Source organism: Ruegeria lacuscaerulensis, from assembly GCF_013033355.1.
Taxonomy (GTDB): domain Bacteria; phylum Pseudomonadota; class Alphaproteobacteria; order Rhodobacterales; family Rhodobacteraceae; genus Ruegeria; species Ruegeria lacuscaerulensis_A.
On sequence record NZ_WQDY01000002.1, the window covers coordinates 185,655 to 199,131 of the forward strand.

A 13,477-nucleotide genomic window follows, 5' to 3' on the forward strand; every position below is an offset into this window, starting at 1 on the left:
CAGATCAGACCTCCATTCGGATCATGGTAGACACCGTTCCGCGAAGTGACTGCGACCAGCGAAGGTTGATCACGTCATTGCCTGCACCTTGCTCAAGTTGGACATAAGGCGTGTCATGCACGATTTGCCCAAAACTATTCCTTAGCGGCCCCAGGACTGTGACCGCATCACACCCACGTGCTTTTCCCCCAAATGGTAAACGCCCTTGAGCCCAAACTCCCCACACTTGCGAGTTTGAGTTCTGCGAAAACCGCAAACGCAAAGGATTTTCGACCTTGGTCGTAACGCCGTGAAACGTGTTGTCCCTGACACTTACGTTCAGATGCCTAAAATGGTTCAGCCCCGCAAAAGTCGTGTCCACGCGTTCAGCCCGATCAATAGTCCCGTTGACCGACCGGAATTTGTTCCCAGCAATGACGACTCCATTCAGGAAATGCCCGGGGCCATGCGGGCGGATCACGATATTGCTGAACCACGGCGCAACCTCGTTGCAGTAAAAGATATTGTCAGTGATGGTCATGGCACTGAACGAAAACCCGGCCGTGTAAGTCGGGTTCGCATCCCTCTCGTTCGTCCATTGCACAAAACAGTTGTCGACGTAGCTCTCGGAAATGGTCGAGCTGTTATATGTGCCAATCATGACAAGCCCTGCGCTGCGCACGCCTTGGGCAATACTGTCCCCTTGGAAGAAATGGTTACCAAGCACCAGGTTGTTCGTCCCCGCCAGAACAGCGAAACTTTGGAACCTGACAGCTCGGTTGTGTCGCAATTTGACGTCATTGGCCGTCGCATTCAAGGCAATGGACCTGCGGTCCGGCACATTGAACGACTCCTCGCTCGACAGGAACTGACAATTATCAATCAGCATTCCCTGACATCCCGTTCCAATCGAGGTGATGCCCCGGTCCTTCGGACGGCTTATGAAACAGTTGGCCACCGCAAAGGTACTCCCGGACGGAGCAAGCCGGATCGCGCTACAGCGACCGTTGCACTGAAACTCAATCTCCTCCATGCCGAACTTGCGCAGAGTGCCAAAGCCGATGAAATCCAAAAGATACTTGAACGAATAAAACGTGAAATTTTGGGTGCCAGCGGCGTCAAAAATGGGGGCGTTCAACCTAATTTCACCCGCGCCCACGTTTTTGGACCGGACATATATTTCGCGACCAACGCCGTTTCCCTGAACCAACGCACCAACCGGTATATTGGCCACATTGGCGACATTGGTCAGGCGAGTCGGGTCCGAAGGGTTATAGGTGGCGACCGAAGTGAAAGTTTCGGTATCCCAAGCCGAATTGCTTTTCACATCAAACTGGCCGTTTCGGATGACGCGGCGCGTGGAAAAACCACTCTGTCGGTTTGGAACCGCCGCAGCCATATCTATCGGACCGTTGACCGAAATTTTGCGCCCACCCATGTCTAGCGATTCATGATCCGAATTGTTCAGCAACGCCTGAAACGCTTTTTTAAAGGCCAGCTCTTCGTCCCCAAAAGCCGTGATGTAGGCGGGCAGATCAAAGTTTTTCGTCAATAGCAACATCTTGTCGTCAGGCATTGTGACAGTGCCTTCAAACTCGATTTCAGAAGCGATGGTCGTGTTTTGCGTCAGCGCATATGTCCCTTCTGACACGAAAACACGACGCCCGGCCGCCGCCTGATCAGCAGCCACAAATGCAGCCGTATCATCTGCGACGCCATCACCAATCGCACCGAAGTCACGCACATCCACAAGGCTGATCATATCGCGTAGGAAAACACTTGTGACATCGGTGATCTCGATATCATCAACGCGAACAACGGCACCGTTTGACCCGACCAAGTCCAATCCGAAGTGGCCGTACAGCGCTGCGACGCCCCACGGCATATCAACACCGTTGCGCTGACCCGTGCCAACAATCGCGGTGATTTCCTGAACCCTGCCATATCCCGAAAGCTGGGTTGCGGGGCCTTGTTCGATCACTCCTGTCACATGCGAGTCACCTGCACCCCCTGCCCATGCGGCGATCCGAACTTCGGGCAAGGGACCGCTGATCGCTTTCACCCTCACTTTGATCTGAAGATAACACCCCGGCTGCAAAGGTGTCTGACCCATGTACCGCAGCTTTTGCGTGGCGCTGACCTTCAGGATTTCGAGACAGCCGCCAAAATCCGCATCCGCAGGAACGAACGCGCCAGTGCCCGATCCGTTATAAGTGGGCGACCCCGGTGTGCCGTCTCCGCTGGACCAGACGTTCAAACCGTTTGCGAAAGCAGGCGGCATGAACACAATGCCGTCGGTGATTGCCTTGTTCATAGAAATCCCTTTCCCAATCGCGCCACAGCCAAAAGCTACGCGCATTAACCCAGTGTCCCGGGGAATGCCCCGAACGCATAAGTCTGAGTAAGGAAAAGGAATTAACCGACGCTCATGCCAGCGCACGTTGGTGTTGCATCAGGCCGACGGATCGCCGTTACCCAGAAGCTGCACGCCATTGATCTTCCAGCCGTTTTCACGCTGCACCATCTGATAGTCCAGAATATGCACCCGGCCGTCGACGTCGGTGATCATCACCTTCTGCCACAGCAGCCCTGAGATTTCGCGCAGTTCCAGGAACCGCACATCCGACGGACGCCAAACCATCGGATAGCCGCGCTTGACCATCACGCCGAAATTCTCGGGTGTTTGAAACAGACGTTGGATGTTGGGGCTGGCAAAGGTGAAAGCGGTAGCGAAATCATCCGCCTGAAACGCCTGTATCTGGGCGGCGATATTGGCCTCGATCTCGGCATTCTGGGCAAACGCACCCGTGGCCAGACCTGCACTCAGGGACAAAGCAAGCAATAGTCGACGCATGGGGCTACCTCCTAAACCAAGGGTAGCCCCACACGGCATCAGGTCAAATCAGACCAGTTCTCCGGCCAGAGCCTTGTCGATCAGAGCGATGGTTTCGGGCACGCCATACAGTGCGATGAACCCGCCAAAGCGCGGACCTTGCGACGCACCCAGCAGCACTTCGTACAGGGCCGTGAACCAGCCGCGCATCGGATCAAACCGCTCGCGCCCGATGGAATAGACCACCGATTGCAGCGCCTCATCCTCAATCGGGCCGTCATAAGCCTCAAGCGCAGCTTTCAACGCCTCCAGCGCCTCACGTTCCTGATCGGTGGGTGCGCGGTGCTGACGGGTAGGTTTGACGAAATCGTTGAAGTAGCGAACGGCGAACCCGGCCGCCTGATCCAGATCGGGATGGGTCTCAGCCGTAGCCTCCGGCGCGTAGCGGCGGATAAAGCCCCAGAGCGCCTCTTTGTCCTCGGCACCAGATACTGAAGCCAGATTCAGCAGCATGGCAAACGGCACCATCAGCGTGGATTCGGGAACCTCACCGCCATGGATATGCCAGACAGGGTTGTTCAACTGCGCCTTCAGCTCTTGCCCGGGATAGGCGCGCAGCTGCTGATGATACTCGTCCACAGCCTTGGGAATGACGTCGAAATACAGACGCTTGGCCGTCTTGGGCTTTTGGTACATGAAATACGACAGGCTTTCGGGTGCGGCATAAGTCAGCCACTCTTCCATCGACAAGCCATTGCCCTTGGACTTCGAGATCTTCTGCCCCTGCTCATCATTGAACAGCTCATAGCTGAGCGCTTCGGGCGGCTGTTTGCCCAGCGCTCGGCAAATTTTCGACGACTGCGTGACTGAATCGATCAGGTCTTTGCCGGACATCTCATAATCCACGCCCAGCGCGGCCCAACGCATAGCCCAGTCGGGCTTCCACTGCATCTTGACGTTGCCTCCCGTGACCGGGATTTCGACCTTTTCGCCATCAGGCTCCTGATAAACAATCGTGCCTTTGGCTACGTTACGTTCCAGCGTCGGCACTTGCAGCACGTGGCCGGTTTTCGGGCTGATCGGCAAGAAGCATGAATAGGTCTCGCGCCGCTCGGGCCCGAGGGTCGGCAGCATGATTTCTTGTATCTTGTCGAAGCGCTCCAGCGCGGTCAGCAGCGTCTCATCAAACTTTCCGCTGGTGTAGTAATCAGTGGCCGAGGCAAATTCATACTCGAACCCAAAACTATCCAGAAAATCGCACAGCATCGCGTTGTTGTGCTGCGCGAACCCTTCATGCGTGCCAAACGGGTCGCGCACTTTGGTGAGCGGCAGATGCAGGTCTTCTTTCAGTTCGTCCTGCATCGGCACATTGGTCGGAACCTTGCGAAAGCCGTCCATGTCATCTGAGAAGCATATCAGCTTGGTCGGGATATCGCTGATCTGTTCAAACGCATGCCGCACCATCGAGGTCCGCGCGACCTCGCCAAAGGTACCGATATGCGGCAGGCCCGACGGGCCATAGCCGGTTTGGAACAGCACATACCCCTTTTCAGGCGCACCTTGTCTGTAGCGTTTGAGGACCCGGCGCGCCTCTTCGAAAGGCCAGGCCTTGGACGACATCGCGGTTTCACGCAGTTCAGACATTTTTAGGTGCTCCATCGGGAAATACAGCGCCGGACGCCCCATGCGACCCGACCGGCCCCTCCTATTGTGCCGGTGCAGCATGAGTCAATAAAGCGCGCTGTTTTTCTGAACGGAAACCCGGACTGCGGCTTACTCGGCTGCCGTTACTTTCGGCGGAAACTTATTAGGCAAAAGACCCAAACGCTGTGCCTCATGCACATCAGCCAGCAGATCCCTATCAGCGGCGGTAAACAGTTCTTCGGGGTCGCCCAGTACAAAATACCCCATCTGGTGCATGTCGATCCGATAAGGCGTGCGCAAGATTGTCGGGATATCGAACGGGTCCCGGTCAGGAATGTCGCTTTCCACAGCATAGACCAGTTCCGTGGGCGAGGACGCCAGCCCCGAGCCCAGCGCCTTTATCTGCCCGTCCTGTCGGCGCAATCCAAATTCAATCGAAAACCAATAGAGGCGTATCAGCCACGCATAGTCCTTGTCCCCCGCCTGCACCCCGGCCTTGCCAATCGCATGGCTGAAAGCCGCAAAACGCAGGTCGCTCAGTAGGGGCGTGTGGCCGAAGATTTCGTGAAAGATGTCGGGTTCTTCAATATAGTCAAAATCCTCCCGCGACCGGATGAACGAGGCTGCAGGAAAAACTCGATCCGCCAGCATACCAAAGAAGGTCTTGAACCCGATCAGCGCCGGAACCGGTTGAACCCGCCACCCGGTCAGGTCCAGAAGACGCTCGGATATATCCGCACAGGACGGAACGCGGGTCTTGGGCATCTCCAACCGCTTCAACCCGTCCAGATAGTCTTGCGCCATGTAGCGCTGCACATTTTTCTGCTGGGCTGCATAAAGGTCCGCCCAAACCGCATCCTCTTCGGCGGTATAGGCAATATGGCCGCGCGCGTCGGCCTGTTTGGCCACGTATTTGGTGGATTTGGGCATGGAACGTCCTCCTTGATAGAATTTTAGCCCATACTCGTGGTAAAATTGACTTCATGGCGTGAGTAATTGCTGGATTTTTGACTAAAACATTTCGATAATTATAAAATTATGACCCAAATCCTTCATCCTGCCGACATCGCCATTCTACAAGAGCTTCAGTCAGACGGACGTCTGTCCATGCAGGATCTCGCCGACCGGACCGGGCTGTCGGCCTCGCAATGCTGGCGGCGCGTGAGGGATCTTGAGGCAACGGGCATCCTCGCAGGATATGCCGCGCGTGTGCCCGCAAAATCGGTGGGGCTGAACGCGATCGCCTACGTTCACATCGCCCTGAAAGACCACCAAGAAGACAGCATCGCGTCCTTCCTGCGTCTGGTCGAGACAGAACCCCAGATCGTCGAATGCGCATCGATTACCGGAGATCACGACTTCATCCTGAAAGTCTATGCGCGTACGCCCGAAGACCTTGAGCATTTCATTATGCAGCGCTTACTGAAGTTCGGCCTCGTCCGAGATACGCGCAGCAATTTCGTATTACGTCAGACGAAAACGCGCGGACCTCTACCCATCCTGTGACGCTTTGGCCGCCGAAATGCGTTGAACCCGATCCCGGTCCCTCCTATCGTGCGCCCTCAGAACAGCTTTATCAGGACCCCGCCATGACCGATCAAGTGCCTCACCCGATGTCCCCGCAGGATTGCCTTGTTGCGATCATGGTGGCGATTTCAGCGTCGGACGAAACCATTCGCACGGCTGAATTGGTCAAAATCGAAGGCGCGGTGAACATGCTGCCGGTTTTTGCAGAATACGATGCCGACCGCACCCGGCGCGTATCGCAAATCGTGTTCGACCTGTTCGAGCAAGAGGACGGGTTAGATGCATTGTTCGGCCTGATCCGCGAAAACCTGCCCGCGCGATTGAACGAAACAGCCTATGCACTGGCCTGCGACGTGGCAGCCGCTGATGGGTCGCTGGCGGAAACCGAGCTGCGTTTGTTGGAAGAAATCCGGTACGAGTTGAATATCGACCGCTTGCATGCTGCAGCGATCGAGCGTGGCGCGCGTGCGCGTCACACGACTTAACTGCCGCTTAGGGTTCCCCATCTTGCAATGAGGGCGCGCTGCAATCTGCGCGACCGGCTATTCCAACTTCGTGCGCCTGACGGGCGTTCGCGTTGAGAGCGTGGTATTTTTGCGCGATGATCAACATCGGCGGTAAAGATGGCGAAAGCCAGTTCAGACCCGTCAGGCGTCGTAATAAACCCACCCAGGCCGGACACGAAATTCAAAGTTCCGGTTTTGGCGTCCACCTTGATTGGGTGGTTCTTGACCGGCCGGCCTTGACTGTCAGTTAGATTAAACCGTTTCAGCAAGGGGCGCAGCGCGCCAGATTTTTGCGCCGCGACCAGCATCTTGACCAGAGCGCTCGGGGCAATGCGCGACGCATCCCCCAATCCCGAGTGATCCACCATTGCGACGCCATCAACCCCATAAGTCTCGGCGGCCCAAAGGTTCATCTCATCCGCCGAATCCGTCAGACTCTGCAATTCCGCGCCACGCGCTCTTGATGCCGTCATACCCACCATTTCGGCAGTGATATTGGTCGAGTATTTGAGCATTCCGCGCAAAATGCTGTCCAGCTGATCGCTGTTATGCACAACCAAAGCAAGACCGACTGGCGCTTGGCGCGTCACTTGCACCCGATCCAAGACAATCCCGTTGGACCGGGCAAGCGTCCGAAACACATCTCCCGCATAAAGGGCGGGTTTGCGCACCGGTAGCCATCGCGCTCCGCCGTTGCCAAGGGCAGCGCGCGCAACAGTCCAGCGATCCTGCCGGGCACTGGCTTCATAGGTGTAGATCGGGGCCTTGCGGGCTTCGACCCACATCGTCGCCATGTCCACCGCGGGCTTATACCGAGCGCTGCGCGCATCCATGGTCACATCGTAGTTGGTTCCGGCCCGTTTCCATTCAAAATGAACACGGTTGAAGTTTAGGGATATCCCGCTGATGGCAGGGCTGTAACCCAAATGGTCAGGTTGCCCCGGATCAATGCTGAACACGTAAGGCAACGCCCCATCATACACTTTGAATGCGCCCCGAACTTCGGTGATCCCAACCTCGCGCAGATTGGCTGCCATCGTTGCCAACGCATCTGTATCCAACAATGGGTCGCCGCCACCCACAAGGATCAGGTCGCCATTCAAAACGCCATTTTCAATGGTGCCATCCGCAACCAGCTTTGTCTCAAAGCGGAATTCCGGGCCCAGAACATCCAACGCGTAAAGCGCGGTCAGTGCTTTTGCCACGCTCGCTGGCGGCAAGCCGAGATCTCCTCCAACCGCTTCCAACTCGACCCCGGTCTGCGCATCGGCAACGGCGAAAGCAACCTCACCGCGCAAACCCGCAGCTTGTATCAGACGTTCCGCCCCTAGCGGTTGCGCGCCCCGGAGTTGCGGCCTAAGGGAAACCAGCGGTGCATTTGCCAGGGCAACGCCCGGAGCCATCGCCGCCCCAAGGCCAGCCAAAACAAAACGACGTGTGAAACGATCAGCCATAGCCAATTAAAATCCTACAGATCGCGGGCGAACAACCGGTCAAAAGGATTATGCTCCGGTGGGGGCTATTCCGGCAACACCCCATTCGCCGTGATGCCGCGATTGCGAAGTTCAGTTGAACTCACATCAAGCATTGGGACATTGACAAAACACCACGCCGGGGCCTGCGCCCGCCCCAGAAGATGCCGCGCCTGCCCGTCTATGCGATACGTCGCATAGACCTTGGCCGCCGGAGACATTCGCGCTGAAATACGATCACCTGGGCGTGCGACAACACCGACAGGCACGTTATCCATGATGGTTCGCCAGTCTTTCCAGAGGTGGAACTGGGCAAGATTGTCAGCCCCCATGATCCATACGAACCGTACCTGCGGATAAAATCGCTGCAATGCCGCCAGAGTATCTGCGGTCGCCCGGGTCCCCGTCACCGCTTCGATATCCGTGACCTCGACACGCGGATGTTGCATCACGTTCTGCGCGGCCCGGACACGCTCCGCCAATGGCCCTGGCCCGCGTGCTTTCAGGGGATTTCCTGGGGATACCAGCCACCATACCCGATCCAACCCAAATGCCTTCATAGCCTCTCGCGTGACATGAACATGTCCCTGATGCGGTGGATCAAAAGACCCCCCGAACAGACCGATTACCTGACTGGGCCTCGCGTATGGTATGGCAAAACGTTCCATCCTTTGCTGTTGTTCAGAACTGGGACGGCTTGTCAATCAACGGGCTGCACGACATCGCCCAGCTTGACCCGGCCGGGTTTGACGACTTCAGCACACCAGCCCCCATGGCCGCGCACGGCAGAATAGCCGCCTTTACCGAAAGCATCCTCCATCCGGCTGCAGGGCGCGCAGATCACGGTAAAGCGCAAAATCGCTTCACAGACTTGCACCTCACGCCCCTTGAGAGCGGCCAGATTGATCCCTGAGACAACCAGATTGCGCCGCAAGATTTCAGGCGCGACTGGCCCGCGACCCAGATACGATCCAATCGCGACCAGATGCTCCTGCTGGATCAGCGTCACCGCCCGTTTGCCCGCACGAGCGCGGTCGCCTTCCAAACCATCGGCTGAGATCAAAACGTTATCGACCGGTTGAACGTCGGCCCTGCGATCAGGTCGCAGACCAATCCATTCCAGCCGACCCGGCTTGGCCCAACCTGCAATCAGTGCCGCCAAATCCGCCATGCTTCCCCCTTTGCTACAATCGGACAACTACCGCCGCACATCCGAATGCAAAATTCACAAAACCACCAGCTTGCCCCGCCCGCCCCGCTTGGATATCAAGCGGATCAACCCAATTTCCCCGACCCAGAGGACGCGACATGGCCGCCTATCAATATGTCTACCACATGCAGGGTGTCTCAAAGACCTATCCCGGTGGCAAGAAGTGCTTTGAAAACATCCACCTGAGCTTTCTGCCCGGCGTGAAAATCGGTGTTGTCGGCGTCAACGGCGCGGGTAAATCGACCCTGATGAAGATCATGGCCGGTCTCGACAAAGATTTCACCGGCGAGGCATGGGCCGCCGAAGGTGCCATGGTCGGCTACCTGCCTCAAGAACCGCAGCTGGATGAATCGCTGACCGTCCGCGAAAACGTTATGCTGGGCGTGGCCGAGAAGAAAGCGATCCTCGACCGTTACAACGATCTCGCCATGAATTACTCGGACGAAACAGCCGATGAGATGGCCAAGCTGCAGGACGAGATCGACAGCCAGAACCTCTGGGATCTCGACAGCCAGATCGACGTCTCGATGGAGGCGCTGCGCTGTCCGCCGGACGATGCCAACATCGCCAACCTCTCGGGCGGTGAAAAACGCCGCGTGGCGCTCTGCAAGCTGCTGCTGGAAGCGCCCGACATGCTGCTGCTCGACGAACCGACCAACCACCTGGACGCCGAGACCATCGCCTGGCTGCAACAACACCTGATCGACTACAAGGGCACCATCCTGATCGTCACCCACGACCGGTATTTCCTGGATGACATCACCGGCTGGATTCTGGAACTCGACCGCGGCCGTGGCATTCCTTACGAGGGCAACTACTCGGCGTGGCTGGAACAAAAGGCCAAACGGCTGGAGCAGGAAGCCCGCGAGGACAAATCCAAGCAGAAGACTCTGCAGCGCGAGCTGGAATGGATGCGTCAGGGTCAGAAGGCCCGTCAGGCCAAATCCAAGGCCCGGATCAACGCCTATAACGAGCTGGCCGAGCAGTCCGAGCGCGAAAAGCTGACCCGTGCCCAGATCGTCATCCCCAACGGCCAGCGCCTTGGCGGCAAGGTGATCGAGGTCGAGGGCCTGTCGAAACATATGGGCGACAAGCAACTGATCGAAGGGCTGGACTTCGCCCTGCCCCCCGGCGGCATTGTGGGCGTCATCGGCCCCAACGGCGCCGGTAAATCGACGCTATTCAAGATGCTGACAGGTCAGGAACAGCCCGACAGCGGCACCATCACACTGGGCGACACGGTCGAGCTGTCCTATGTCGACCAGTCCCGTGATGACCTTGCCGACAACGACACTGTGTGGGAGGCGATCACCGGCGGCGCCGAGATCATCCAGCTAGGCGACGCGCAAGTCAATTCCCGCGCCTATTGCTCGTCCTTCAACTTCAAGGGCGGTGACCAGCAGAAAAAGGTCTCGCTACTGTCAGGCGGTGAGCGCAACCGCGTCCACATGGCCCGCCTGTTGAAAGAGGGCGGCAACGTCCTGCTGCTCGACGAACCGACCAACGACCTCGACGTCGAAACCCTTCGCGCGCTGGAAGACGCGCTGGTCGATTTCGCCGGCTGCGCCGTGGTGATTTCGCACGACCGCTTTTTCCTCGACCGTATCTGCACGCATATTCTGGCGTTTGAGGGTGATGCCCATGTGGAGTGGTTCGAGGGCAACTTCGAGGACTACGAAGAGGATAAAAAGCGCCGTCTGGGACCGGACGCGCTGGAGCCCAAGCGGTTGAAGCATAAGAAGTTTGCCCGGTGAGAACCCGAATTTCCAAATGTGTGTTCCAATCGCTGTTCTTGGCGATTGGACGCATTGCAAGGTTTGGAAAGACATCAGACCGCGACCATTGCGTCATAGTCGCAAGCAACGGTCGATCCGGAAGTACCGTGACTTATCTTGCCCTTAGCAAGGCACTAAGAAAAAGAAACCCTTCAGCTGTAGAACGCTCGGCCTTCGTTGCTCGTCTCAAGGACGCCGAATTCAAAGCGCCGTTCATCTACAAGACCCATGATTTTCCGCAGGCGTTGTTAGAGTGGCCGGCCGAAACCAGAGTGGTCTTTTGCTTCGGTTCCACCAAAGATTCGGCCTTTTCCGTCTATTCGGCAAAAGAGCGGTATGGCGAAGATTGGATCCGACAGCATTTTTATCACCTTCGTGCGACTGGCGAATATTGCGATCTGTTTCAGCGGGATATTCTGCAACAAGCCAAGCAGATAAAAGAATGGGCCGTATTTGAGGGCGTCCCCGTTTTATGCGTTCACTATGATGCGATATGGGATCATCAAAACGACATATCGGAATTTACCGGCCTGAAAATGAAGCTCCCGAAACGTGAACGGCGCGCGCCCAAAGAGATTCCGACTGAACTCAGGTCGGCGGCAAGCCAAGTCTACGATTCGATTGATGAAATTGTCGAAGAACTGCCAAGGTGTTTCATAGCATCACCCAAATTCGCTGATATTGTCGCCAAGCTTCCGGTTTAGGTGCAAAGCGGAAGGCCAGCGCAAACCCGCTAACTCGGGCGATCGATGACGCCTTATGAACCGATTACGGTACACAAAGACGATCACCCTTGCCACATCCCTACACCAATGCCATATCCAAAGGGCTAACGTTTTTCTATTTCGACCTACTGTCTCCTCTTTCGGCGCTCAGTCATTCGATCCAGACTACGACGCCAGGCTGCCGCATCCCCGTGGGCAGCACCAAACAGGAGAATACGGATATGCCCGCAGGCACCGTTAAATGGTTCAACACCACCAAAGGCTACGGCTTTATCGCACCCGAAGATGGCGGCAAAGACATCTTCGTTCACATCTCGGCTGTCGAGCGTTCGGGCCTGACCGGTCTGGCCGACAACCAGAAAGTCACGTACGAGCTGCGCTCGGGTCGTGACGGCCGCGAAAGCGCCGACGACATTCAACTGGCATAAGCCATTGAAAGGGCAGAGGCTTTCCTCTGCCCTTTTTCTCAAAGGGCCCGGAAAGTGTGGCCCGTTGACGACATCACATTTCAGTTACTCTTCACCGCAGATTGACCGGATCGGATATCATTCCGACACTCTGTTCAAGATTTTGTTTTTCGAGTGAAGAGATACGACATGTTTACACGCCGAAGCTTCATGACAAGCGCCACCGCCCTAAGCCTTGTGCCGGGCGTTGCATCAGCAAAAACGAAGACTGCTGAATACGACCCGACGCCCCAGTACGTTCGGATCAAGAAAGAATTCCTGCCCGGCCAGCTTCTGGTCGTACCGAGGTCTTTCTACCTGTATTTCGTGACCGAACCGCGCAAGGCGATTCGCTATGGCTGCGGAGTCGGCAAAGCAGGGCTCGAGTTTACGGGAACAGCGACCATCGACGTCAAGAAAGAGTGGCCCACATGGCGCCCCACCACCGAGATGATCGAGCGCGAGCCGGTAACCTATGCCCGTTTCAAGGATAACGACTACGTCCAACCCGGCGGAGGGGACAACCCGCTTGGCGCGCGGGCGTTGTACCTGTTTCAGAACGGGGTCGACACGTATTTTCGCATTCACGGCACCACGCAGCCACAGACGATTGGCACCGCCGCATCAAACGGATGCATCCGGATGCTGAATTCACATGTTGTCGATCTTTACGAACGTGTGCCGATCGGAACCGTGGTTACAGTCATTTGATCTATTCTATGGCTTAATCGGCAAGATTCAGAACGTAAGGCCCAAGGTCCTGAACGATTAACGCAACGCCTTCGGCATTGGGGTGGATGCCGTCAGGTTGCATAAATCGGCGCGCTGCATTCGGGTCTGCGTCAGATGTGAGACCCGTGAAAAAGCTAGGGGCATAGGCGGTGTCAAATTGCTGCGCAAGATCAGGGTACATCTGATCGAAGGCCGCCTTGTATCCAGCCCCGTAGTTGCCCGGGGCCTGCATGCCGACCAGCAAGACCTCAACACCCGCCTCCTGCGCGGTTTTAAGGATGGCTGTAAGATTGGCACGCGAAACGGCCGGGTCGATTCCCCTCAATAGGTCATTTCCGCCAAGCGCGACGATCAACCCGTCAACTTCGGGGGTCAGGGTCCACCCCACCCTTGCAGCACCGCCAGCGGTTGTGTCGCCTGAAACACCGGCGTTGATCAAGCGGATATCAGCATTCTGACCATCAAGCCAACGGCCAAGTTGCGGCACAAACCCATCACGTTCTGGCAGGCCGTATCCTTGCGTCAGGGAATCTCCCAATGCCGCAATCACGACGGTTTCCGCTGTTGCCATGACGCCCCAGCAGGCAAAAAGCATCGTGATCAAAGCCTTGCGCAACATCATAACCGC

The 13,477-nt window shown here is 56.8% G+C and carries 13 protein-coding genes and 1 pseudogene; 6 read left to right on the plus strand and 8 right to left on the minus strand.

Translation table 11 applies throughout. The features are described 5' to 3' along the window. Positions 1-4: 4 nt before the first annotated feature. From GOW48_RS04325 to phhA, 4 genes and pseudogenes are all read right to left on the minus strand, one after another. Complete coding sequence (locus GOW48_RS04325) at positions 5-2,293, minus strand: glycosyl hydrolase family 28-related protein (RefSeq protein ID WP_170751679.1); 2,289 nt, start codon at positions 2,291-2,293, stop codon at positions 5-7. 138 nt (positions 2,294-2,431) lie between these two features. Beyond that, positions 2,432-2,833, minus strand: a complete 402-nt coding sequence (locus GOW48_RS04330; protein WP_170751680.1) for a DUF4864 domain-containing protein — start codon at positions 2,831-2,833, stop codon at positions 2,432-2,434. 48 nt (positions 2,834-2,881) lie between these two features. Continuing rightward, positions 2,882-4,456, minus strand: coding sequence for a lysine--tRNA ligase (locus GOW48_RS04335; protein ID WP_170751682.1), 1,575 nt, complete (start codon positions 4,454-4,456; stop codon positions 2,882-2,884). 129 nt (positions 4,457-4,585) lie between these two features. After that, positions 4,586-5,395, minus strand: a pseudogene (gene phhA / locus GOW48_RS04340) (phenylalanine 4-monooxygenase); the annotation flags it as partial. Between the two features lie 99 nt (positions 5,396-5,494). On the opposite strand from phhA, the gene GOW48_RS04345 reads away from it, so the two are divergent. Both GOW48_RS04345 and GOW48_RS04350 read left to right on the plus strand, forming a co-directional pair. After that, positions 5,495-5,962 (plus strand): Lrp/AsnC family transcriptional regulator, encoded by a 468-nt coding sequence (locus GOW48_RS04345; RefSeq protein WP_170751686.1) that lies wholly within the window; start codon positions 5,495-5,497, stop codon positions 5,960-5,962. A gap of 83 nt (positions 5,963-6,045) precedes the next feature. Continuing rightward, positions 6,046-6,468 (plus strand): tellurite resistance TerB family protein, encoded by a 423-nt coding sequence (locus GOW48_RS04350; protein WP_170353444.1) that lies wholly within the window; start codon positions 6,046-6,048, stop codon positions 6,466-6,468. Here GOW48_RS04350 and dacB read toward each other — a convergent pair. From dacB to GOW48_RS04365, 3 genes are all read right to left on the minus strand, one after another. Next, positions 6,465-7,943 (minus strand): D-alanyl-D-alanine carboxypeptidase/D-alanyl-D-alanine endopeptidase, encoded by a 1,479-nt coding sequence (dacB, locus tag GOW48_RS04355; RefSeq protein ID WP_170751688.1) that lies wholly within the window; start codon positions 7,941-7,943, stop codon positions 6,465-6,467. The genes GOW48_RS04350 and dacB overlap by 4 nt on opposite strands. Positions 7,944-8,008: 65 nt before the next feature. Beyond that, positions 8,009-8,629, minus strand: coding sequence for a nicotinate-nucleotide adenylyltransferase (locus GOW48_RS04360; RefSeq protein ID WP_170751690.1), 621 nt, complete (start codon positions 8,627-8,629; stop codon positions 8,009-8,011). 32 nt (positions 8,630-8,661) lie between these two features. Next, the gene (locus GOW48_RS04365) at positions 8,662-9,132 is read right to left on the minus strand and encodes an MOSC domain-containing protein (protein WP_170751691.1); all 471 of its coding nucleotides are present in this window, start codon (positions 9,130-9,132) and stop codon (positions 8,662-8,664) included. 137 nt (positions 9,133-9,269) lie between these two features. Here GOW48_RS04365 and ettA point away from each other — a divergent pair, with 137 nt between their 5' ends. The 4 genes from ettA (at position 9,270) to GOW48_RS04385 (ending at position 12,828) form a co-directional block, all read left to right on the plus strand. Next, entirely contained in the window at positions 9,270-10,925 is a 1,656-nt protein-coding gene (gene ettA, locus GOW48_RS04370) for an energy-dependent translational throttle protein EttA (protein WP_170751693.1), read from the plus strand. Positions 10,926-11,053: 128 nt separating this feature from the next. Next, the gene (locus tag GOW48_RS04375; protein ID WP_170751695.1) at positions 11,054-11,650 is read left to right on the plus strand and encodes a hypothetical protein; all 597 of its coding nucleotides are present in this window, start codon (positions 11,054-11,056) and stop codon (positions 11,648-11,650) included. Positions 11,651-11,892: 242 nt separating this feature from the next. Next, on the plus strand, positions 11,893-12,099 hold the full coding sequence (locus tag GOW48_RS04380; protein ID WP_170350547.1) for a cold-shock protein: 207 nt from the start codon (positions 11,893-11,895) through the stop codon (positions 12,097-12,099). A gap of 168 nt (positions 12,100-12,267) precedes the next feature. After that, positions 12,268-12,828 carry a L,D-transpeptidase gene (locus tag GOW48_RS04385; RefSeq protein WP_170751697.1) on the plus strand — a complete coding sequence of 187 codons (561 nt, stop codon included), beginning with the start codon at positions 12,268-12,270 and terminating at the stop codon, positions 12,826-12,828. Positions 12,829-12,841: 13 nt separating this feature from the next. Here GOW48_RS04385 and GOW48_RS04390 read toward each other — a convergent pair whose 3' ends face one another. Beyond that, positions 12,842-13,468, minus strand: a complete 627-nt coding sequence (locus GOW48_RS04390; protein ID WP_170752229.1) for an arylesterase — start codon at positions 13,466-13,468, stop codon at positions 12,842-12,844. Between the last annotated feature and the right edge of the window lie 9 nt (positions 13,469-13,477).